This is a genomic window from Streptomyces sp. NPDC093221 (genome assembly GCF_044753885.1).
Taxonomy (GTDB): domain Bacteria; phylum Actinomycetota; class Actinomycetes; order Streptomycetales; family Streptomycetaceae; genus Actinacidiphila.
This window is the reverse complement of record NZ_JBIVOA010000001.1, coordinates 856,520-878,781: the sequence shown is the minus strand read 5'-3', so window position 1 is coordinate 878,781 and position 22,262 is coordinate 856,520. Positions and strand designations below refer to the sequence as shown.

18 protein-coding genes are annotated in these 22,262 nt (G+C 74.3%); 4 read left to right on the top strand and 14 right to left on the bottom strand.

Features of this window, described 5'->3' with window-relative positions:
* Positions 1-246: 246 nt before the first annotated feature.
* Positions 247-1,173: a M56 family metallopeptidase gene (locus tag ACIQCJ_RS03910; RefSeq protein ID WP_355336403.1), complete on the bottom strand. Its 927-nt coding sequence runs from the start codon at positions 1,171-1,173 to the stop codon at positions 247-249.
* On the bottom strand, positions 1,170-1,613 hold the full coding sequence (locus ACIQCJ_RS03905) for a BlaI/MecI/CopY family transcriptional regulator (RefSeq protein ID WP_402710622.1): 444 nt from the start codon (positions 1,611-1,613) through the stop codon (positions 1,170-1,172). Before ACIQCJ_RS03905 ends, ACIQCJ_RS03910 begins: the two co-directional genes overlap by 4 nt.
* A 113-nt stretch (positions 1,614-1,726) precedes the next feature.
* On the opposite strand from ACIQCJ_RS03905, the gene ACIQCJ_RS03900 reads away from it, so the two are divergent.
* Together ACIQCJ_RS03900 and ACIQCJ_RS03895 are read left to right on the top strand one after the other, a co-directional pair.
* Complete coding sequence (locus tag ACIQCJ_RS03900) at positions 1,727-2,449, top strand: DedA family protein (RefSeq protein WP_355336401.1); 723 nt, start codon at positions 1,727-1,729, stop codon at positions 2,447-2,449.
* Complete coding sequence (locus ACIQCJ_RS03895; protein WP_355336400.1) at positions 2,446-3,051, top strand: phosphatase PAP2 family protein; 606 nt, start codon at positions 2,446-2,448, stop codon at positions 3,049-3,051. Before ACIQCJ_RS03900 ends, ACIQCJ_RS03895 begins: the two co-directional genes overlap by 4 nt.
* A 114-nt stretch (positions 3,052-3,165) precedes the next feature.
* Here the strand turns inward: ACIQCJ_RS03895 and ACIQCJ_RS03890 are convergent, their stop codons facing one another.
* The 5 genes from ACIQCJ_RS03890 to ACIQCJ_RS03870 form a co-directional block, all read right to left on the bottom strand.
* Positions 3,166-3,912: a phosphotransferase family protein gene (locus ACIQCJ_RS03890; RefSeq protein ID WP_402710621.1), complete on the bottom strand. Its 747-nt coding sequence runs from the start codon at positions 3,910-3,912 to the stop codon at positions 3,166-3,168.
* A 76-nt stretch (positions 3,913-3,988) separates the two neighbouring features.
* On the bottom strand, positions 3,989-8,917 hold the full coding sequence (locus ACIQCJ_RS03885; RefSeq protein WP_402710620.1) for a DNA repair ATPase: 4,929 nt from the start codon (positions 8,915-8,917) through the stop codon (positions 3,989-3,991).
* Between the two features lie 11 nt (positions 8,918-8,928).
* Positions 8,929-11,052: an SPFH domain-containing protein gene (locus tag ACIQCJ_RS03880; RefSeq protein WP_391042994.1), complete on the bottom strand. Its 2,124-nt coding sequence runs from the start codon at positions 11,050-11,052 to the stop codon at positions 8,929-8,931.
* Positions 11,053-11,273: 221 nt separating this feature from the next.
* Positions 11,274-11,996 carry a hypothetical protein gene (locus tag ACIQCJ_RS03875; RefSeq protein ID WP_355336396.1) on the bottom strand — a complete coding sequence of 241 codons (723 nt, stop codon included), beginning with the start codon at positions 11,994-11,996 and terminating at the stop codon, positions 11,274-11,276.
* A gap of 256 nt (positions 11,997-12,252) precedes the next feature.
* Positions 12,253-12,798, bottom strand: a complete 546-nt coding sequence (locus tag ACIQCJ_RS03870) for a YceI family protein (RefSeq protein ID WP_355336395.1) — start codon at positions 12,796-12,798, stop codon at positions 12,253-12,255.
* A 98-nt stretch (positions 12,799-12,896) separates the two neighbouring features.
* Between ACIQCJ_RS03870 and ACIQCJ_RS03865 the strand changes: the two genes are divergently transcribed.
* Positions 12,897-13,487, top strand: a complete 591-nt coding sequence (locus ACIQCJ_RS03865; RefSeq protein ID WP_401309888.1) for a MarR family winged helix-turn-helix transcriptional regulator — start codon at positions 12,897-12,899, stop codon at positions 13,485-13,487.
* Positions 13,488-13,685: 198 nt separating this feature from the next.
* On the opposite strand, the gene ACIQCJ_RS03860 is transcribed toward ACIQCJ_RS03865, so the two are convergent.
* The 5 genes from ACIQCJ_RS03860 to ACIQCJ_RS03840 all read right to left on the bottom strand — a co-directional run bounded on the left by ACIQCJ_RS03860 (position 13,686) and on the right by ACIQCJ_RS03840 (position 17,666).
* Entirely contained in the window at positions 13,686-14,792 is a 1,107-nt protein-coding gene (locus ACIQCJ_RS03860; RefSeq protein WP_355336393.1) for a helix-turn-helix domain-containing protein, read from the bottom strand.
* Positions 14,793-14,991: 199 nt separating this feature from the next.
* Entirely contained in the window at positions 14,992-15,273 is a 282-nt protein-coding gene (gene tatA, locus ACIQCJ_RS03855; RefSeq protein WP_355336392.1) for a Sec-independent protein translocase subunit TatA, read from the bottom strand.
* 252 nt (positions 15,274-15,525) lie between these two features.
* Positions 15,526-16,398: a hypothetical protein gene (locus ACIQCJ_RS03850; protein WP_402710619.1), complete on the bottom strand. Its 873-nt coding sequence runs from the start codon at positions 16,396-16,398 to the stop codon at positions 15,526-15,528.
* Between the two features lie 148 nt (positions 16,399-16,546).
* On the bottom strand, positions 16,547-17,056 hold the full coding sequence (locus tag ACIQCJ_RS03845) for a SigE family RNA polymerase sigma factor (RefSeq protein ID WP_355336390.1): 510 nt from the start codon (positions 17,054-17,056) through the stop codon (positions 16,547-16,549).
* 91 nt (positions 17,057-17,147) lie between these two features.
* Positions 17,148-17,666: a hypothetical protein gene (locus ACIQCJ_RS03840; RefSeq protein ID WP_402710617.1), complete on the bottom strand. Its 519-nt coding sequence runs from the start codon at positions 17,664-17,666 to the stop codon at positions 17,148-17,150.
* A gap of 611 nt (positions 17,667-18,277) precedes the next feature.
* Between ACIQCJ_RS03840 and ACIQCJ_RS03835 the strand changes: the two genes are divergently transcribed.
* Complete coding sequence (locus ACIQCJ_RS03835; RefSeq protein ID WP_402710616.1) at positions 18,278-21,124, top strand: BTAD domain-containing putative transcriptional regulator; 2,847 nt, start codon at positions 18,278-18,280, stop codon at positions 21,122-21,124.
* A 67-nt stretch (positions 21,125-21,191) separates the two neighbouring features.
* Here the strand turns inward: ACIQCJ_RS03835 and ACIQCJ_RS03830 are convergent, their stop codons facing one another.
* Positions 21,192-21,458 carry a DUF6295 family protein gene (locus ACIQCJ_RS03830; RefSeq protein ID WP_355336387.1) on the bottom strand — a complete coding sequence of 89 codons (267 nt, stop codon included), beginning with the start codon at positions 21,456-21,458 and terminating at the stop codon, positions 21,192-21,194.
* Between the two features lie 2 nt (positions 21,459-21,460).
* Positions 21,461-22,216, bottom strand: coding sequence for a dienelactone hydrolase family protein (locus tag ACIQCJ_RS03825; protein ID WP_401716661.1), 756 nt, complete (start codon positions 22,214-22,216; stop codon positions 21,461-21,463).
* Between the last annotated feature and the right edge of the window lie 46 nt (positions 22,217-22,262).

The window sequence follows — 22,262 nt, the reverse complement described above, 5'->3', positions numbered from 1 at the left end:
CCTGGCAGGCCCTGGTCTCCTGACCCTCGGCGCACCCTGACCGGACAGCGGCAGCACCCGCGATCCCGGTACGGCACCCCGGCCGCGCTCCTCCGGCCGGGGTGCCGTTCGCGTGAACGCGGAAGGCATGGGTCACCGCGCGCCGGCGCCGCGCGACATCGGCCCCCTCCCGGGGCCGGGGGCCTCGGGCGACGGGCGACGGGCGACGGGCGACGGGCGACGGGCGACGGGCGACGGGCGACGGGGTCAGCGTTCGCCCTGGGCGACCTCGATGGAGCCGTGGAGGTCGTGGGCCGCCTGGAGGGCGCTGGCGGCGGACAGGGCGAGGCAGGAGGCCAGGACGAGGGCTATGGCGCGGGGGGCGCGGGCGCGGAGGTGGGGGGTGGTCGGGGGGTGGGCCAGGAGGGCGGCGACGCGGCGCGGCACGGGCCCGGTGGCGGCCGGGAGCGCGGCGTGCGGCCGGACGCCGGGCCGGGAGGCCAGGGCGGCGCGCCCGATGGCGCGGGCGGCGAGGCGGCGGTCGCCGACGGCGAGGGCGGCGGACTCGTCGGCCCAGCGTTCGAGGGCGTAGGACAGCGGCCCGCGCAGGCCGCGCAGGGCGGGGTGGCAGGAGGAGGCGAGGGCGAAGGCGGCGAGGAAGAGGTGGTGGCGCCCGGCGAGGTGGGCCCGCTCGTGGGCGAGCAGCGCCTCGCGCTCGGCGGGACCGAGGGCGCGCAGCATGCCGGTGGTGACGACGATCCGGCCGGGCCGTCCGGGCAGCGCGTACGCGTCGGGGCCGGGGTCCTGGAGGACGGTGAGGTCACCGGCCGCCGTACCGGCCGCGACGGCGCGCCTGCGGGCCCGCGCGGCGAGCACGAGGTGGCGGCGCGAGGTGCGGACCAGCGCCGTGACGACGGCGGCCAGCAGCACGGCGGCGACGCACGCGGCGGCCACCGTCACCTGGTCGCCGACCACCGGCAGCACGAAGTGCGCGAAGGCGGCGACCGGCGGGAGCCGCAGGGCGCCCGCCCCGGCGAGCAGCAGCAGCGCGGTGGTGCTGCACGCGGCGAGCGCGACGGCGGACCCGGCGAGCAGCCAGGCCGCGGCGCGCGGCGGCAGCGCGTCCGCCAGCCGCCGCGCGGCGGGCACGGCGAGCAGCGGGAGCAGCAGCGGCGCCCAGACGGCGAGGTTCACGGGCGGCGGCCCTCCGGGGCGGGACCGGCGGGGCCGAGGGCCGGGGGCGGCCCGTCGTCCTCCTCCGCCTGGACCAGCAGCTCGCGCAGCAGCCGTTCGTCGTCCGGGTCGAGCTGGGAGACGAAGCGGGCCAGGACCGTACCGCGGTCGTCCTCACCGGACTTGTCCAGCTCGGTGCGCATGCGGCGGGCGGCCAGGCCCGGCGAGTCCTGGACCGGCAGGTACGCGTAGCCGCGCCCCGAACGGGTGCGGCTGACGGACCCCTTCTCGTAGAGGCGCGCGAGGATCGTGGTGACGGTGGTGCGCGCGAGGGCGGTGCCCAGGTCGCGCTGGACGTCGGCGGGGGTCAGGGCGCGGCCGTCGGCCGCCCACAGCGCGGCCAGCACGCTCGCCTCGAGTTCACCCGAAGGCCGCCGGGCCGACGCGTTGGCCTCCGTCATGGATCGCCCCTTCCGGCTCGTTCGTCTACAGTTCTGTAGACCGACTACACGACTGTAGTCGGGGAGGGTGCCGCGCGGCACCCCAGGACCCATTATGGGAGGGCCCCACCGTCATGCCCCTGCCCGCGCTCGATCAGGCCGTGAACGTCCTGGACGCGACCTCCCTGCTGTCGTCCTTCGGGGCCATCGGCATCGCGGTCATCATGTTCGCCGAAACCGGCCTGCTCATCGGCTTCTTCCTGCCCGGCGACTCGCTGCTCTTCACCGCCGGGCTGCTGTGCGTGCCCGGCGCCTCCGATGTGGTGCATCTCTCGCTGTGGCAGGTGCTGCTCGCCGCCGTGGCCGGGGCGCTGCTGGGGGCGCAGACCGGTTACGTGATCGGACGGCGCGGCGGCCCCGCGCTGCTGAACCGCACGAAGAACGCCAAGCTGCACCAGGGCGCGGCCAGAGCCGCGGAACTCCTCGAACGGTACGGCCACGCCAAGGCCGTCGTCCTGGCCCGCTTCATCCCCATCGTGCGCACGGTGCTCAACCCGCTCGCCGGGACGCTGAACGTGCCGGTCCGCACCTTCACCGTCTGGCAGATCGCGGGCGGCGCCGTCTGGACCGTCGGCCTGGTGCTCGGCGGCTACGGGCTCGGCTCGTCGATCCCGCACGTGGACACGTACCTGCTGCCGATCGTCGCGGTGATCGTGGTCGTCTCGCTGGCGCCGCTGGTCCTGGAGGTACGGCGCAGCCGCCGCGACGGCGCGAAGGCCGCCGACGCGGAGCCCGTACCCGCCGCGTCCGCCCCCGCCGTGACGACCCCCGCCGCCTCTGACCCGGAGCGCCCGTGACCTCGCAATTCGACGCGGGCCTGTACCGCTGGATCACCGACCTCGCGGGGCGCACCCCGCAGCCCGTGGACGACACCGTCCGCTTCTTCAGCGACTACGGGCTCGGCCTCTTCGCCGTCCTGATGCTGATCGTCTGGTGGCGGGCCCGCCCCGCCGGGTCCGCCGCGATGGCGGCGGCGCTGGCCGTGCCGTTCACCGTCGTGGTCGCCTTCCTCGTCAACGACGGGGTCAAGGCGGTCTTCGACGAGCAGCGGCCCTGTCAGACACTGCACACCGTCACGGTCGAGACGTGTCCGGCGCTCGGCGACTGGTCCTTCCCCAGCAACCACTCCGCCATCGCCGCGGCCGCCGCCGTCGGCCTGCTCTTCGCCGACCGGCGCCTGGGACTGCGCCTCGCCGTCCCCCTCGCCCTCCTCATGGCCGCCTCCCGCGTCTGGATCGGCGTCCACTACCCGCACGACGTCGTCGTCGGCCTCCTCGTCGGCGCCCTCGTCGCCTGGCCCGTCTCCCTCCTGGCCCCCCGCGCCGCCCCCGCCGTCGACCGCCTCCGCGCCACCAGACTCCGCCCCCTGGTCCACGCCCTGCGTCCCGCCGCCGAATAGCCTTCCGGGGTGCGGCCCCGGTCGGTTGACCGCGCCGCACTGTGGCGCGGCCCGGGGCTCGGGGGTCTGCGTACGGGTCTGCGTACGGGTCTGCGTACGGGGCTACATGCGGGGCTACATGCGGGATTTCAGGACGTCGACCTCGCAGCCCGGGGCGAACGGGTCGAAGCCGTGTTCGGTCAGCCAGCGGACGCCCAGGAGGGCGCGCAGGGACCACCAGGCGCGCAGGGCGTCGAGGTCGACGTCGGCGCCGTAGCCGGTGAGGAGGTCGCCGAGGCGCTCCTCGTGGCCGAGGGTCAAGGTGGCGAGGTCGAAGAGGGCGTCGCCCCGGCCCGCCTCCGACCAGTCGATGACGCCGGTGACCTCGGCGCCGTCGACGAAGACGTGATCGATCTGGAGGTCGCCGTGCGCGAACACCGGCGTCCACGCCCGGAGCGCGGCCTCGGCGACCCGGCGGTTGCGGGTGACCAGGGCGGCGGGCAGGACGCCGCTGGTCACCAGCGCCTCGCACTCGCCGTCGAGTTCCACCGCCAACTCGCCGGGGTCGCGGCGGCGCCGGCCGGGCCAGGGCGGCAACGGCGCGTCGTGCAGCCGCCGGACGGCGGCGCCCGCCGCGGCCCACGCCGCCGGGGACGCGGGCGACGGCTCACCGAGGCGGCCGAGCGCCGTGCCCCGGACCGCGGCGAGCGCGAGCACGGGCGGCTCGCGCCACAGGATCTCCGGGGTCGGGACCGGCGCCAGGGCCATCGCCTCGACCTCGACGTCGATACGCGCCTGATCGGCGTCCACCTTCAAGAACACGTCGCCGACGCGCAGGGTCGCGCGCTCGGAGTGGGCGACCACCACATTGACCTCGTCCATGGGCGGCAGTATCCGGGGGGAGGGCCCCGGCGTCACCGGATTTGCCGCGTGGGCCGACGCGGCCGGCCGTGTCCCGCTACCCCGCGGCCGTACCGCCCCCCGCGTAGGCGGACCTGATGGCGGACCACCGGGCCGCCTCGGCGGGGGTGAGCCGGTCGCGGAGGGCGGCGAGGTGGAGGAGGGCGGATTCGGCGCCGGAGGCGAGGGTCTGCGCCTCCGCGCGGTAGTGGTCGTCGATGACGGCCTCCAACTCGGCCTCGTTCATGGCGGGTTGGATACGGGCGGCGAGGCGGGACATCGTGCGGTAGGAGCCCTGGAGGAGGAACGGCGGCTCGGTGCGCGAGGCGTCGGTGCGGGCCGCGGACGCGATATAGGCGGCGTTGACGGCCAGCACGGTGGCGCGGGCGCGCAGCAGATGGCGCAGGACGGCCACGATGTCCTCGCGCTCGGCGGCCGGATAGGGGTGGGCGAGGTCGTCCGCGCGGGCGGTGGGGTCGTCCTCGGCGAGCCGGATGAGGAGTTCGAGGTCGCCGCGCTCGCGCCCGGCCAGCGGCGCGAGCGTCTCGTTGGCGGTGAGCGCGTTCTCCACGTAGCTCAGCGCGAAGAGCGCCTCCCTGCCGGTCAGGACGTCACCGAGGTTCCAGACGTCGGCGCGGTTGGCGAGCATGTCCGGGACGCGGAAGAGGCGGCCGGACTCGGTGTACGGGTTGCCCGCCATGCAGACCGCGAACCGCTTGCCCCGCAGGTCGTACGTGCCCGCCGCGCCCTCGACGCGGCGCTGCGCGTCGCACAGCGTGATGAATTTCTGAAGGAGCTCGGGCGAGGTGTGCTGGATGTCGTCCAGGTAGAGCAGCACGTTGGAGCCCAGCTCCAGCGCGAAGTTGATCTTCTCGACCTCGCGGCGCGAGGTGGCGTCGGGGGCGCGCTCGGGGTCGAGCGAGGTGACGCCGGTGCCGAGCGCGGGCCCGTCGATGGTCACCAGGGCGAGGCCGAGCCGGGCGGCCACGTACTGCACGAGCGAGGTCTTGCCGTAGCCGGGCGGCGACATCAGCATCAACAGGCCGCCGGACGGGCCGAATTGGCGGGCGAGGTTGTCGCCGATGAGCGGCAGCGACACCTCGTCGAGCAGCCGGTTGCGGACGAAGCCGGTCAACGGCCACGGGCGGTAGGCGTCCAGGTCGAGGCGGTCGCGCTCGGCGGCCACCACGGAGGTGCGGTGCCGCTGGTAGGTGCGGTAGGCGGGGACGTCCTCGGCCCTGAACCGCCGTACGCGGGTGAGGGTTTCGTCCAGGCGTACGGCCATCCGCCGCGCGGTGATCCGGGGGTGGGTGCCCAGCAGCCCGGTCACGGTGGTGCCGACGGCGGCCTCGGAAGCGTAGACCGCGAGGTCGGGACCGCAGACGAACGCGGCGGCGGCCTCGGCGAGTTCACCGTCCTCGGAAGAGACGGAAGCGACGGAAGAGGCCGAAGAGACCGAGGAGCTCGTGGCATGCGCGCCGAGCCAGCCCGTCACGAGCTGCCAGCGCGCGCCCAGGTCGTCGCCGAGCGCCCCGAGGTCGTCGAGGAACTCCTTGTACGGCACGCCCTGCGCGCCGCCGAGCGCGGAGACGAACCGCTCCCGCAGCGCCCGCGCCTCGGCGCCGCCGACGAAACCGGTCCGGTCGGCGGCCAGTTCGGCCACCAGGTAGTCGCCGACGGGCGTCCCCTCCCCCACCGCGCCGATCCGCCCGAGTCCGGCACGGGCCGCGAAGTCCCGTACGGCGGAGTCGAGTTCGGCGGCCAGCTCGGTCAGCGCGGGCACGGCGGCGGCGGAGTCCCCGAAGGCGGACGCGGCCCTGCTCAGCGAGCGGGCCCTGGTGGTCCAGGCCGGCCGGGCGGCCGGGGCGGCGCCATGGGTCCAGAAGAGCTGGGCCAGGGCGCGGTCGGCCGCGGGGTGGCGGAGCAGTCCCGCGGCCGTGTCCAGCTCGTGCAGCGCGGTCAGCAGCAGCGTCGCGTCGTGGTCGTGGACACCGCGCTCGTAACCCTCGTCGAGCCGGGCCGCGGCGGCCTCCTTGACCAGCGCGGGAATGTCGGTCAGAGCGCCGGGGGCGTCGAGCAGCAGGGTCGCGGCGAGGTATTCGGCGCGGTAGAGGTCGGGCGACTCCGAGACGACCGGGCGGTCCCAGAAGCGGCGGGTGGCCGCGAAGGCGGGGTCGGCGACCGGCACGAGGTAGTCGGTGCCCGAGATGGTGAAGGCGAGGCCGTCCGCGTGCGGGACGAGGGCGAGTTCCAGCGGCTGGGTGTTGACGGCGAAGCGGTGGCGGCCGAGCCGGATCACCGTGCCGTCGGCGTCGTAGAGGTCGAGCCGGTCGCGCAGCGAGCGGCCCGCGTCCTGCCGGGCCGCGGCCAGTGCCGCCTCGGCCTCCGCGGCCCGCGCCGGGTCGCCGAGGTCCCGCAACTGCGCGGCGATCCGCCGGTGCTGGGCGGCCATCGGGTCGGACGCGAAGTAGGTGTTGACGTCGTCAAGGCTGGGCAGCGCGGCGGCGCGGCGGCGCACCCCGGCCAGGACGCGCTCGGCGGAGGCCGCCAACCGCTGGGCCCGCTGGGCGCGTTCGTCGGCGAGCGCCTGCTTGCGGGCGGCGAAGGTCTGGTGGATCTCCTCGCGGCGCTCGTCCAGGGCCGCGAGCCGGGTGTCGTCGGCGGCGAAGCGCGTGGTCAGGTTCTCGATCCTGACCAGCAGCCGGCCGAGCTGTTCCTCGCAGCTCTCCGGGGTGTCGGCGGCGGCCAGCGCCCCACTGACGCTCTGCGCCAACAGCGCGCTCTCGGCGGCGAATTCGCCCTCGGACTCGGCGGCTGCCAGCTCCCTGCGGCGGCCGTCGAGGACGGCCCGCGCCTGGTTGACGGCGCCGAGCACGTCGGCGACGGCGGCCAGGATGCGGGTGCGGACGGTCGCGTCGTCGATCTCCAGGGTGCCGACGATCTCGGTGACGGTGGCGAGCCCGGTGGCCTGCTCGTCCAGGACGGCGGCGACCTCGGCCGCGTCCGCCGCGGCCCCGATGGCCTCGGCGTCGGCGGCGGTCGCGGCGACCCGGTCCCGGTAGCCGTCGAAGGCGTGCTCGTCGGCGAAGTACCCCGCCGCGCGGCGCGCGGCGTCCGCCAGGTCCTTGGCCAGGCTCGCGGTGAGCGCGTCCAGGCGCTCGGCGTCGACGTACCGCATCTCGCGCAGGGACATCAAGTGGCCCTGTGCGCGCCGCAGTTCGGTGAGCCGTTCGACCCACTCGTCCGCGGACTTCACGGCCTCGCCGCGCGCCTGCCGGACGAGGACGGCGATACGGGCGGCGCTCTCGTCGACTGCGGTCGCGGCGCGCGCGGTCAGGTCGCGTACCCGCGCGTACTCGGCGAGCACCTGCCGTCCGGTGTCGCGGACCTGGGCCAGCGGCGCGACCAGGTCGCCGGAGGCCGCGTCCGTCGAAGCGGCGTCCTCCTCGATGTCGCCGAGCCAGTGGTAGCGGTCGAGCACCCGCTCGCACTCGCCGACCAACGCCTCGTAGCCCGGCAGCGCGGGCGCGGCCTCCAGGGCCAGGGCGGTACGGGCCACCGACAGCGTGTCCGCGACGGCCCGCACCAGGTCCGGGTTGCCGATCCGCTCCAGCGGTCCGCCGCCGACCGGCTGCGCGGCGGCGTAGGCGTCGGACAGGAACGGCGTCTCCCAGCGCTGCACCATGTGCACCCGGGCCGCCTCGCCGCCGTCGGCCGGGCGCAGCGTCAGCAGCGTGCCGTCCTCGTAGAGCGCGGCGCCCTGGACGTGCAGCGGCGCCGCGGCCTCCTTGCGGATGAGGTTGTACGGCAGCAGCAGGCGGCGGCCGTCGGCGGCGAGGAAGACGTACAGCACGTCCTCGCCGTTCGCGGACCGCACGATCCGCTCGAACTCCAGCTTCTCCGGGCCGGTTTCGTACGCGCGGGTGCCGCCGGTGGCGAGCGCGTAGCCGCCGGGGAAGACCACGCCCTGGTCGTCGGGGAGCCGCAGGCACGCCTGGCCGAGGGCGTCGAGCCGTTCGATCTCGCCGGTCCTGGTGTTGACCGCGAAGTGCCGGTCGGCGTTCTCGCGGTACGGCCGGACGCGCAGCAGCACCAGCGGGCCGACGGTGGCGTAGGCGACGTCGGCGTCCGCGAGGGCCTGGAGCGCGTCCTCGACGGGCTCCTCGTACGACGCCTCGTCGGCGCCGATGGCGAGCGTGCCGCCGGAGGTGGCGACGGTGACGGTGCCGCCGTCGGCCGCGGTCAGCGCGAGGTGCGGGTCGCGCCCCGCCACTTGGTCCTCGCGGGTGACGGCCGCCCAGGTGACGGTGTAGACGCCGCCGTCGGCGTCGGCCCACTCCTCGCGCGCGGTCCCCTCGTACGCGCAGCTCCCGTCGGGCGCGACCCGCCAGCCGACCACGCGGACGTCGCCGACGCCGGGCCCGGTGCTGAATACCGCGAGCAGCCGCCCCTCGGCGACGCGCAGCCGCAGCAGCCGCGTCTGCCGGTAGTAGCGGTACAGCTCGCCGAACTCCCGTACGAACACGGGGTCGTCGAGCAGCCCGGCGGGGCCCGCGTCGCCGCCGCCCGCACCGCCCTCGCCGCCCGCACGGCTCTGCCCGCCCCCACCGCCCTCGCCGACCGACGCCGCCGGGAGCGCCTGGAAGACGTCGCCGACCGAGGTGACCTCCGGCGGGTTCGAGGCGAAGAGCAGATACGGGCCGACGGCGGCCACGTCCGCCGCCTGCGCGGGGTGGGCGGTGCGCAGCCGCTCGGTGCCGTCCAGGCGCAGCTCGGTGGTGCCGAACACCTCCTGGCGACGGGAGTTGAGCGCCCCCGCCCGGTCCGCGAGCAGCCGCGCGGACGCGGTGAGCCGTGCGCGCAGCACCTCGTACGCGTCCCCGTCCAGCCCGCCCGCGGCTGACCCGCCCGCCGGGCGCGGCCCCCCTGAGGCCGCGCCCGGCGAACCCTCGGGTGCCGTGCCCCGCGACTCCTGCGCCCCGCTCACGCCCGGCCCCCTCACTTCTTGACGAGACCGTTGGCCGAGGAGGCCGCGGGCTGGGCGTCGGGCGCGGCACCGCGCAGAGCGCTCAGCGGCGCGTCGGCCAGGCCCAACGACCGTGCCTGGTCGAGGAGTTTGTTCAGCGAACCCGTTTGGGGACCGCCCTCGGCGATCAGGCGCCCGAGCACCGCGGAGACGGTGAGGTTGGCGACGTCACCGGACCCGAGCGAGGACAGCACGCGCGTGGCGTCCTCGGTGAAGCTGTTGCCCGAACCGTCGAGCCAGGTGCCCGCGAGCGTCTTGACGGTGTCGGAGTTCGCCACGAAGTTGTCGACGCTGCGCCCGGCCGAGACCGCGCCGAGCAGCTTGTCGAAGAAGACGCTGTCGCCGCCGACGATCTGGATGTCGGCGTGCTCCAGGCCGGTGGCCAGCACCGTCGCCTGCGCCTCCGCGATGGAGCGCTGCGTGTCGAGCCCGGCCATCCGGATGTCCTTCTCCGCGGCGAGCCGCAGCCGGTACTCCTCGTGGCCGCGCGAGGCGTCGTCGAGCGCCGCCATCGCGGCGGCCTTCTCCGTCAGGCCCTCGGCCTCCGCCTTCAGCTTCTCGCCGATCATCGCCGCGTCGGCCTTCGCCTGCGCGGTCGTGCCCTCGGCGTTGGCGAGCGCCAGCAGCCGCGAGCCCTCCGCCTCCGCCTTGAGCCGGGCCTCGGTGGCCTCGGCCTCGGCGTGACCGACCTTGGTGATCGCCTCCGCGCTGCGCTCGCGCACCTCGACGTCGGCGAGCCCGGCCGCCGCGGCCTCCGCCCGGATGCCCTCGGCCAGCCGGATCTTGGCGGCGGCGTCCAGCTCGGCGGCCTGCTTGCGGGCCTCGGCCATGGTCAGCGACTCGCGTGCCTTGTGGTGCGCGGCCTGCTCGGACGCCTCCGCCGCCTTGATGTCCTTGACGAGCTGCTCCTGCGCCTGCGCCTCCGCGGTGATGATGAGCGCCTGCCGCTCGCGCTCGGCCTCCTGCACCAGCCGCAGCGCCTTGATCGACTCCTCCTGCTCGGCCACCGTGCGGTCGACCGCGATCCGCTCCCGGATGACGTCGGCGACCTCGCGGCGCTCGGACTCGACCTCCTTTTCCTTGGAGATCCGGGACAGCTCCGTCTCCCGCTCGCGGGCGATGACTTCGAGGACGCGGTCCTTCTCGATCCGCTCGTTCTCCACGGCGATGACCCGCTCGCGGTTCTTCTGCGCGACCGCTATCTCGCGCTGCTGGTTCTCGCGCTGGACGCCGAGCACTTCCTCGGTACGGATGAACGCGCCCTGCGCGCCCAGGCGTTCCTCCTCCTGCACGCGGGCGGTGGCCGCCTCTTCCTTGGCGCGCAGCGTCTCGACCTCGCGGCGCTGCTTGATCTCGGCCTCGGCCTGACGGCGTTCGAGCTCCAGGATGGTCTCGCGCGCGTCGACGTTCTGCCGGGTGATCTCCTTCTGCTCGGTGCGCTGGAACTCGTTGGTGCGCACGTGCTCGATCGCCGTCAGCTCGGTGATCTTCCGGATGCCCTGCGCGTCCAGGATGTTGGCCGGGTCGAGCTGCGTCATCGGGGTCTGCTCGAGGAAGTCGATCGCGCAGTCTTCCAGGTGGTAACCGTTGAGGTCGGTGCCGATGACCTGGATGATCCGGTCGCGGAAGTTCTCGCGGTGGGTGTAGAGGTCGACGAAGTCGAGCTGCTTGCCGACGGTCTTCAGCGCCTCGGAGAACTTCGCGTTGAACAGCGTCTGCAACGTCCCCTGGTGGCTGGCCCGTTCGGTGCCGATCGCCTGCGCGACCTTGATCACGTCCTCCTTCGTCTTGTTGACGCGGACGAAGAAGGTCAGGTGGATGTCGGCGCGGATGTTGTCCTGGCAGATCAGGCCCTCGCGGCCGGTCCGCTGGATCTCGATGGTCTTCACCGAGATGTCCATCTGCTCGGACTTGTGCAGGACGGGCAGCACGACGGCGCCGGTGAAGGTGACGTCGACATGCTTCGCCTTGGAGATGATCAACGCCTGGCCCTGGGCGACTTTTCGGAACAGCCGGCTCACGGTGAACAGCGTTCCGAGGGCGATGAGCAGAAGCACTCCGAAGAGCACGCCGATTCCGATGGCGGTGGCATCCATGGCAGATCCTCAGGTTCTACGGGTCTGGTGGTGCGGGGACGATGTGCCGCCGTACGGCGGGTTGGTGCCGCGCGGCGAGGCGGACCGGCCGGAGTGGTCCGGCCGGCGGGGACGTTCAGTGGGGACGTTCAGTGGGGGTGCGGACGGGCGGGCGCGGCGAGGCGTCGCGGCCCCGAGGCGGTGAAGCCTTCGGGCGTCGCGGCCTTCAGGGGTTGAACCGCTCAGACCGTCGCGGGGCCGATGCGTTCGTAAGGGTCGAACGGCGCGACCCAGAAGAACTCGCCGTCGGGCTCGTACGCGTAGATCAGCGCGGTGCTGCCCGCCGCGTACCTGTCCTCGCCGCTCTGCCGGACCTGGACCACCGCGGTGGAGCCGTCCGGCGAGGTGACCTCGGCCTGGCCGAAGGCGCCGGTGACGCGTCCGGTGCGGATCACGCAGGGCTGCCCGACGAAGTCCTCGCGTGAGGGCGGGCGTTCGTGCGGGAAGAGCCGTCGCAGCGGGCGGACCAGCACCCAGGTCAGCGACCAGGAGCCGATCACGGCGCCGCACAGGACGGCGAAGGACAGCAGCGTGCGCACCAGGCCCGGCGGGCCGGCGCCGTCGAGCGCCGCGGAGCCGGCCAGGCTCAGGAACCAGGCGAGCGCGGTGAGCAGCGAGAAGACGACGGTGACGGGCACGCCGTCCAGTCCCGTGGCGGCCAGCAGGCCGCCGAGTCCGCCGTGGCCCTCGTGGCCGCCGTCCGGGGCGTCGTGCGCGTGCGCGTCGAGCCCGCCGTGACCGCCGTGTCCGGCGCCCCCGAAGTCGGCGTCGGGGCCGTGGTGTCCGGGTCCGTTGGCATCGGCCCCCCCGAGGAGCACAACGAGCCAGAAGCAGACCACGACCACTAGGGCCCCGCCGAACAGGACGGTCGGAAAGCCGAGAACGATGCTGGTGAACTCCCCCATCCCCAACACCTCCCCCCTGTGCGGCTCTCCCCCGCCCCGCGATGATTGTCGCAGTCCGGGAACCTTTGTCGCATTGCCGGTTCCCGGCAGTCTTCACCGCGTCTACACGTCCTGAACCGACCGCAACCGAAACGGCTCCGGCCGCCGTCCGCGCGGAGTGACCCGTACGGAGGGCGGCCGGAGCCGTGGAATACGCCGCGCGAAGGCGCGAGAACGCGTGATCTGCCGTGCCGTGGCAGGGCGGGGCGCGGGGGCCTCAGCCCTGGGCGGCCTCGATCTCCAGCGCGATGCGGATCTTGTCGCTGACGGCCGCGCCGGCGGCGCCGCCGGTCACGCCGAAGTCGCTGCGGCTGATCTCGGTGGCGGCCGAGAAACCGGCGATGGCGTGGCCCTGGGGGGCCGTGCCGAAGCCGTTCAGTTCGAGCTGGAGGGTGACGGTCTTGGTGACGCCGTGCAGCGTCAGGTCGCCGTCGACCTCGAACAGCTCGGAGGTCTTGGGGCGGATCGCGGTGGAGGTGAAGGTCAGCTCCGGGAACTTCTCCACGTCCAGGAAGTCCGCGCTGCGGACGTGGTTGTCGCGCATCTCGTTGTTGGTGCTCACCGAGGTGGTCTTGATCACCGCGGAGACCTTCGAGTCCACCGGGTTCTCGGCGGTCTCGATGGTGCCCTCGAAGCTGTCGAAGCTGCCGCGGACCTTGGAGACACCGAGGTGACGGACGTAGAAGGAGACATCGGAGTGGACCGCGTCGATCGTCCACTTGCCGGCGACGTAGCCGTCGATCACTTCGGTCTGGGAGGACATGTGGGGCTCCTTGAGCGGTGAACCGGGGTATTTGGTTGAGCGCTCACCCACCATAACGCCATGGTGTTGAGAGTTCAACCACCCGTATGCTGGTGGGCATGGACGATGTGCGCTGGCTGAGCGACGACGAGCAGGAGATCTGGCGTGCGTATATGACCGCGAGCGTGGAGTTCTCGGCGTATATCGACCGCCAGCTCCGCCGCGAGTCCGGCATGCCCATGGCCTACTACGAGATTCTGGTGCGGCTCTCGGAGGCGTCCGGGCGCAGCCTGCGGATGAGCGAGCTGGCGGAAGCCTCGCAGTCCTCGCGCAGCCGCCTCTCGCACGCGGTGTCCGCGCTGGAGAAACAGGGCTGGGTGGTACGCAGCCCCGCCGACTGCGACCGGCGCGGCTGGGTGGCGACGCTCACCGACGCCGGGTTCGCCGCGCTGGAAGCGGCGGCCCCCGGGCATGTGACGGCCGTCCGCGAGCACCTTTTCGACGTCCTGACCCCCGAGCAGCTGGCCACGCTGCGCGACGCGGGCCGGGCGATCAGCGCCGGGCTCAAGACGGAGTGCGAGGAGGCACGCTCGGAGGAGGACCGGAGCTGCCCGACGCAGGAGGCGGAAGCCGCCGAAGTGGCCGCCGCCCGCGCCGCCGGAGCGACCGCGATACCCACCGGCGCGACACCGCCCCCGCCGGCCGCGTAGCCCCGGCCCGCGCGTCGGCACACCGGCCACGTCAGCGCACTCGCCGAACCGTCCCGCCCGCCGCGTGGGCAGGGCCCTGGCCCGGGCGTGCGCATCCACGTCAGCGCACCCGCCGAACCGTCCCGCCCGCCGCGTGGGCAGGGCCCTGGCTCGGGCGCGCCCGTCCCCGTCAGCGCACGCGCCGCGTCGGCGCGCGGCTCACAGCGGTTTGGTCGGCCAGTCCAGCAGCCTCGCGCCCATCGCGGCCGTCTCCAGGGTGTAGCGCTGCAAGGCGTCGTCCGGGTCGAAGCCGGTCACGGCGGCGATACGTTCCAGCCGGTACGACAGCGCGCGCACGCTCAGGTCGAGCCGCCGGGCGGCCTCGGCGTTCACGTACCCGGCGGCGGCGTACGCGGTGATCGTCTCCAGCAGCGGCAGCGCCCCGCCGCGCGCCTCCTCCAGCGGGCCGAGCACCGTCTTGACCAGGTCGAGCATCGCCGCGCGGTCCCGCATCAGCACCGGGAAGACCAGCAGGTCGGCCGCGTTGAGCACGGTCGCCTCCAGGCCGAGCCGGTCGGCGAGGTCCAGGGCGCTGAGCGCTTCCTCGTACGAGCGGACCACGCCGGAGGCGCCGCTGTGCGAGCGGCCGACGGCGGTCCTGGGCGCGGCGACGGTCTTCACGAAGGCGTCGAGCACCTGGCGCTGCGTGCCGGGCACGACGCAGACCATCCGGCCGTCCTTGGGCGCGACCAGCGCGTCGTGGTCGCCGAAGCGGCCCGCCAGTTCGCGCTCGACCCGGCTGAGCGCGGGGTGCGTCTCGTCGTACGGCCCGTCCTCGGGCGCCGCGGCGACCGCCACGACGTGCTGGCCCGCGAGCCGCAGTCCGAAGCCCTCGGCCTGTTCCGCGAGGCGGCCGGGGTCGCTGCGGCCGTAGAGCAGGTCGTCGACGAAGGCGCGGCGGGCGAGGGCCGCGCGGCGTACCGAGTGCCGCTGCGCCCGGCTGTGGCCCTCGGCGAGGGCGGCGACACCGGTCTCCAGGGCGGCCAGGACGGCGGCGCCGACCTGCCGCAGCTCGGCGGTGCTCCTGGCGTCGGCCACGCCGGGCAGTACGGGCCAGGTCTCGCGGACGGCCGTGAGGTGGGTGCCGATCAGCGACGGCAGGGCTATGCCGGAGTCCGCCGCCTGCTCGCCCAGCGCGCGGCGGCTCTCGCGCTCGGCGCGGCTGAGCGGGCGGCAACTGCGGGAGACCTCGGCGAGCGTTTCGGGAAAACCGGTCAGAAACTCCGGCGGTACGGCTTCCGCGGCGCTGCCCGTACCCGTGGTCACCCCTGGCCCCCCGTCACTCCACCGGATCCGGCCTTCCGGTTCCTGGACATCAGGAACGTATCAAGGCTGCCGGATCCCGGAAACGGGGGGCGGGGGCAGGCCGCGTCCCAGCGGCGTCCGGCGGGGGGCCGACGGGCGCTTCGCGGTGATTCGGCCGGATACCCGGCGGACGCGGCGGTGAACGCCGCGCGCGGGGCGGCTACTTGGCCGTGGTCGTCGGCTGCGGAGTCGGGGTCGTCTCGCTCGCGGTCACGACGTCGCTCGGGGTGATGGCCTCGGGCGCCGGGGTGGCGGTGGCGGTCGGCTCGGGGCTCGCGGGCCCCGTGTCGTCGCTCTTCATCGCCTTCGCCTCGGACTTGAGGATGCGCATCGACTTACCGAGTCCGCGGGCCGCCTCCGGCAGCTTCTTGGAACCGAACAGCACGATGACGACGATCGCCACCACGATCAGGTGCCACGGCTCCAGCCCGTTTCGCAACATGGAGATCCTCGCTTCTTTCAGGGGGCCAACTGTGCCGAATACTTCAGCTTCGACTGTCGCATTGTCACCCGAAAGCCGTCGCCGACGGCACCCGGGTACTCAAAGCATGCGCAAAAAGCTTGTGAACGGGAAGCCCCCCTTCCCCCGGTCCGGTCGGCGGCGGACCGGAGGAGGGGGCGGGGGGAAGGCCCTGCGAGGCACCGGGGGACGGGCCGGGAGACGGGTCGGGGAACGTCCGGGCGGGGGGCGGTGTCAGCCGCCGTACGTGCCCGCCAGGCGGGCGGACGCCTTGTCCTTCGCCGACGGGTCCGTGGCCGCGTTGTCCCTGGTCGCCTTGTCCGGGTCGGGCAGCGCGTCGATCACCCGCTGCCAGCGCGGGTCGGTGACGATCTTGGCGAGCTGGGCCGAGCTGAGCGGCGGATTCGGACGTGAGATCGGGGCGTCCTTCTCGTCCCTGGAATTCCACTCGCTCAGGCTGATCACGGCGCCGGAGGGTGTGACGAGGGTCGCGTACCACTCCTTGGTCTCGGCCCGGTGGTCGGAGTACTCGAAGCCCTTGGAGATCGTCAGCGTGCCGCCGTGCACGTGCGTCGACGTGCACGAGGTGTCCGGGTCCTGCGAGGGGAAGTCCGGGCACGACGGCACCGCCTCGCCCGCGCCGATGCCGAGCGTCACCAGCCCCTTGTTGAAGACGACCGCCGCCAGCGGAATGCCCTCCTCGGTGCCGCGGCTGGGCCAGGTGGACTTCGTGACATGACCCTTGGGCAGCGTCGCCAGGAACAGGTCCATCACCTGCTTGGCCGTCATCGCGGGCCTGGCCGGCTTCGCCGCGGAACTCGCCTTGTCCGAGGCCGCGGACGACACCGCGGGCTTCGTGGGCGCCGACGCGACCCCGCTGCCCCCGTCGCCCTTGGCCAGGCCGCCGACCAGCGCGCCGCCCACCCCGACCAGGGCGAAGGCCGCGACGCCCGCGGTGATCGCGGCCGTACGCCTGCGGCGCAGTCTGCGGCCGTGCGCGTGCCCCTCCGCGACCAGGCCGCGGGAGTCGTCCGGCTGGAACGTGTCGGCGGTGCGGCGCAGCGCGTCGCCCAGCTCGTCTTCGAATTCGATCGGTTCGATGGGCATGGCGGAACCACCGTCTCGGTTTGGTGTGTACGGATGCGGTCTACGTGGGGGGGGTACGGCCACGGGTGCGGCCGGTTGGTCTGTCGGTCGTTCGGTCGTTCGGTCGTTCGGCGGCTATCGGTTACGGGGGGGGCTCAGCCGACGCGGCTCAGCGGGCGATGAGATCGGCGAGGCTGCCGCCGAGGTCCGCCCTGAGCCGGGCGAGCGCGCGTACCGTGCGGGTCCTTATGGCGCCCGGTGTGGAGCGCAGGGCCTCGGCGGTCTCCTCGATGCTGCGGTCCTCCCAGTACCGCAGCACCAGGACCGCCCGGTCCTTCGGCGAGAGCCGGCCGAGCGCGTCGAGCAGCGTGATCCTGAGCGTCGCGTCGTCGCCGTGCCGCGTGGGGCTGTCCGGCAGCTCCGCGCTCGGGCGTTCCTTGCTGCTGCGCCGCCGCTGGTGGGTCAGGAAGGCGCGGACCAGAACCGTCTGGGCGTACGCGGCCGGATTCCCCACCTTCGCCATCCGGCCCCAGACGACGAACATCCGGCCCAGCGTCTCCTGGACCAGGTCCTCCGCCAGGTGCGTGTCGCCGCTGGCGAGCAGACAGGCCGACCGGTACAGGTGGCTCGCGCGGACCGCCGCGAACTCCAGATACGCCGCCGTCTCCCCCTCTCGCATCCCGCTCCCCTTCCCCCGTCCGACCCTTCACCTCTTCGACGCGGCGGGGGACGGGGAATGTTACGGGGCGCCCGGGGACGTCTCCGGGCCGTTACGCGGCTGCCGCCACACCGTCCCGGTCCAGCGGCTTCGCGGCCTCGCGGGTGCCCTCGCGGGCGGCCTCGCGGGCGGCCTCGCGGGCCGGGTTCCGGGTGGGGAAGACCAGCAGGCGCAGCGTCGCGAAGCGGGCGATGCCCGCCAGGGCGGAGGCCCCCAGGTACACGGCCTGCGCCAGCAGGGCGCCCGGGTGCGGGTGCGCGTGGTCCAGCGTCAGGACGGCCGCCGTCGTGAACAGGTATGCCCCGAGCAGCGTCAGCGCCGACTTGCTGTGCACCCGCCACCCCGCCCATCCGCCTTCGGCGGACCTGAACGTGATCCGGTGGTGCAGCTCCGTCGCCAGCAGCGTCGACACCACGGTGACCACCGCGTTCACCAGCGCGAACGGGGCGTGGCCCGCCGCCGCCACCAGCACCGCGCTCGACAGCAGGCCGACGCCTCCGCCGCACACCACGAATTTCCCGAACGCCGCCGACTTCGCTGCCGCTCTCTCCCCGCCCACCGTCTTCTCCATGCCCCCACCCTCCCCCCGCCCACTGACACGCCGCCCACACCCCACTGACACGCTCCCGCTGTGGGCCCCCCGATCTTTCCCGGCCCGCGCCTCCGGACAGCGCCCTTTGCCCAGGGCGGCACGCCGATCTTTTGAGGGGCGCGGGGAACTGCGCGGCCCACCCCCACCGGGCTGCCAGCCCGAAAACAACCGCATCTGCCCCACCGGGGCCGGTTCTCACAGCGCGCCACCGCCGTGGCTGAGCGCGCAGTTCCCCGCGCCCCTAAAAGATCGGCGTGCCGCCCTGGGCAAAAAATGGTCCGCCCCACCAGGGGCGCGGGGAGCTGCGCGACACGCCCCCACCGGGCTGCCGGCCCGAAGGCGACCGCATCTGCGGCGTGCGCAGGGGCACGGCCTTGCGGAGAGGCGAGGCGGTCTTCCCGCGCCCGGAGGGCGGGAGGGGGCGAAGTGGTCGGGTCCGGCCGCGGCGTGCCGCGCCCCCGTTGCGGCGGTGGATGGACCCACCCGCGCCGCCGGGCCGGACCCGGAGGTCAAGCATGGAGGGGGGCGCCAACCGGCCGCTAACATGGGGCTAACGCGCCGTTCGGGGGAACGGCCAGAGAGGGCCACGGATGCGGTTCGAGCTGCTCGGAGCTGTGACCGTGGAGGGTGGCGGCGTCGGCTCGGCGAAGGCGCGGGCACTGCTGGCCGCGCTGTTGAGCAGTCCGGGCCGGGCGGTGCGCCCGGAGGCCCTGAAGGCGGCGATGTGGGGCGAGGAGCCCCCGCCGACGGCGACGGCGTCGCTGCACAATCATGTGGCCCGGCTACGACGGCTGTTGGCCGAGGACGACCGCCCGGGTTCGCGCCTGCGGGCGGTCCCGCAGGGCTACGTACTGGACGTGGCGGTCGGCGAGCTGGACGCCGAGGTGTTCGTACGGCATCACGCGGCGGCGCGGGCGGCGCACCGGGACGGGGACTGGCCGGCGGTGCTGGCCGAGTGCCGGGCGGCACTGGCGCTGTGGCGCGGCGACCCGCTGGCGGACGTACCGGCGCTGTCGGACCCGCTGCGGGCGTACGCGGCGCATTTGGCGGAGGCCCGGCTCCAGACCCTGGAGTGGCGGTTCGACGCGGAGTTGGCGCTGGGCCGCCATCAGGGAATGGCGGCGGAATTGGCGGCGCTGACGGCGGCGCATCCGCTGCGCGAGCCGTTCCACCGCCAGTGGATGCTGGCCCTGCACCGAACGCATCGGCAGGCGGAGGCACTTGCCGCCTTCCACGACCTGCGCCGCACGCTGGTCGACGAGTTGGGCGTGGAGCCGGGCCCCTCGGTGCAGGCCGCGTACCGCGAGATCCTGGCGGCCCCCGAGGACGAAGCGGCCCCGCAGGAAGCCCAGCCGTCCACTCCACCGGCCCAACTCCCGGCCGACACCGGCGACTTCACCGGCCGTACGGACGAACTGGCCGCGCTGCTCGGGGTGATACGCCCCTGCGACCCGGACGCCCCGCGCGTGGCGGTCGTCACCGGCATGGGCGGCATAGGCAAGACGGCGCTCGCGGTGCACGCGGCGCACCGGGCGCGCCGCGACTTCCCCGACGGCGTGCTCTACGCCGACCTGCGCGGCTTCGGCGCGGGTGACGCGCGCCGCCCGCGCGACCTGCTGGCCCGGTTCCTGGGCGATCTGGCCGACGGCGGCGCGCCGGGCACCGGCGGCGCGCTGCCGCTGCCGGACGACCCGGACGACCTGTCGGCGCTGCTGCGGCAGGCGCTGCACGGCCGCCGGGTGCTGCTGGTGCTGGACAACGCGGGCGACGCGGCGCAGGTGGTGCCGCTGCTGCCGGGCCGCGGCGACAGCGCGGTGATCGTGACGAGCCGCAGGACGCTGGCGGATCTGCCCGGAGCGGTACGGCTGCCCCTGGAGCCGCTGGGCGCGGAGGAGCAGCACCGGCTGCTGGTCGCGGTGTGCGGGCAGCAGCGGGTGGCGGCCGAACCTGCCGCGGCGGCAGGTGTGTTGGCGGCCTGCGGCGGACTGCCGCTGGCGCTGCGCATAGCGGGCGCCCGGTTGGCGGCCCGCCCCAACTGGCCGCTGACCGCGCTGGCGGAGCGGCTGGACGGCGCGGGCGACCGGCTGCACGCGCTGTCCGCGGGCGGCCTCGCCGTGCAGGACACCTTCGCGATGAGCTATCTCGCGATGCGTGACAGCCCGCAGGCCGCCGAGCGCGAAGCGGCCCGCGCCTTCCGGCTGTTGGGCCTGTGGCCGGGCCATCCGCTGGACCTCGTCCCGGCCGCCGCGCTGATCGGCCGCGACCCCGCCCCGGCCGAGGACCTGCTCGAAGCGCTGGTCGACACGCACCTGTTGCAGACTCCGCGGGCCGGCCACTACTCCTTCCACGACCTGTTGGGCGAGTACGCGGCGACCCGCGCCGCCGAGGAGGTGCCGCCGCGGGTCCGCGAGAACGGCCTGCGCCGCCTGCTGGTCTGGTACACGGTCACGGTCGCCGGGACCGCGGCCCTGCTCGCCCCCGAGGGCCATCCGATACCGCCGCTGCACGAGCAACCGGCCGTGCCCCCGCTGGAGTTCGACAGCGAGGAGGCCGCGCTGCGGTGGTGCGTCAAGGAGCTGCCCGCGATCAAGGAGGCGATACGGCTGGCGGCGGCGCGCCGCTGGCCCGACGTGGCGTGGCGGCTGGCGGCGGGTCTGTTCGGCTACGCGCAGGCGTACTGGTGGACCGGTGAGTGGGACCTGTGCCTCCAGGAGGCGATGGCCTGCGTGGAGGAGACCGGGGACGTCCAGGGCCGGGCGTGGATGCACAGCAGGCTCGGCGTCGCGCACGGCATGGCCGACCGGGTGGACCCGTGCCTTGAGCATCTGGGCGTCGCCCGGCGGTACTTCGAGGCGGCGGGCGACCTCCAGGGGCAGGCGGCGATCCTCAACAACCTCTCGGGGCTGCACCACGCGCTGGGCGACCACGATCTCGCGCTGGAGTACGGCAGGCAGTCGCTCGACCTGCATTACGCGGTGGGCGACGCCGACCGGGTCGCGACCGTGCTGGGCAATCTCGGTGACGCGCACCTGGGCGCGGGCGACCCGGCCGCCGCGATCGCCTGCTACCGGCGGGCGTTGGGGATGTGGCGCGAGCGCGGGCTGCTGACCAGCACGGCGCGCAGCCTCACCAGCCTCGGCGAGGCGCTGCGCACCGTGGGCCGGTACGACGAGGCGGTCGCGGCGCTGGAGGAGACGGTCGCGATCCTGGACCGGCTCGGGGACCGCGGTACGGCGGCCGACACCCTGGAGGTGCTGGCCCGTACGCACTTCGAGCGCGGCGACCCCGCCTCCGCCCGCAAGCACTGGGACCGGGCCCTGGAACTGGCCCGCACCTACCGCCTGGAGGCGAAGGCGCGGACGATACTGGCGGGCCTGGCGCGACTGGACGCGTGCGAGTCGGCGTGCGCGCGGCAGAGCGAGGACGGGGTCGCGTAACAGCGGGGCCGGGCGCCCGGCCCGAACTCCGCCGCGCGGCAAGGGCCTTGGGCCCCGGGCCCGGTGGTCAGACGGCCATCTCGCGCGGCACGGCCGCCAGCGCGTCCTGGATCGCGGTGATCAGCGCCCGCGCGGAGTCCGCGGTCAGTTCCAGGGCGACGCGGGCCGAGGGCCCCTTGGCGGGGGCGGCGAAGTCGATGTTCAGGGTGTGCTCGGCCAGCGCGTGCACGGGGTGGTCGAAGTAGACGGTCACGTCGGTGACGTGGAACCAGGAGCCGCCCGGCCCCTTGGCGCTGCCCTCGACCTCGGCCTTGACGGTGGAGTACGTGCACATGGTCAGCCCTCCAGGTGCTTGCCGTAGAAGTCCGCGATGCGCTCCCAGCCGTCCTGGACGGCGGGCACGTTGTAGTTGGGGCGGTCGACGGCGAAGAAGCCGTGCCCGGCGCCCTCGTAGCTGTGGAACTCGTACTCCTTGCCGAGGTCGGTGAGGATGCGCTCCAACTCGGCGACCTCGGCGGGGCTCGGGTGGCTGTCGGCGGCGCCGAACAGGCCGAGCAGCGGGGCGCCGAGGCTGGGGAGCTGGTCGACGAGGTTGGTGATCCGCAGGACGAAGCCCTCGGGGACGGTGCCGGTGACGAAGGCGCCGTAGCAGTCGACGGCGGCGTCCACGTCGAGGTGGCAGGCGCTGAGCACGGCCTGACGGCCGCCCGAGCAGTGGCCGATGACGCCGGCCTTGCCGTTGGAGGTGGGCAGGGCGCGCAGGTACGCGACCGCGCCCTCGACGTCGCCGACCAGCCGCTCGTCCGGGACCCCGCCGTTGGCGCGGCCGACCGCGGCGGCGTCGTCGGGGGCCGCGCCGGGGGCCTCGCGGTGGAAGAGGTTGGGGCAGACGGCGTCGTAGCCCATCTCGGCGAACCGCCGCGTCATCTCCTTGGTCGGGCGGTCGTATCCGGGCAGGTGGTGGATGACGACGACACCGCCGCGGCGGTGGTCGCCCTCCGGTCGGGCCACGTACGCCTCGATCTCGTCGCCGCCGTGGCCGGTGATCGTGACGGTGGTGGCGGTCAGCGAACCGCTGGGGGAAACAGTCATGCGCCAGCTATACCATAAGCCTGGACTGATAAGTTTATACTGATCA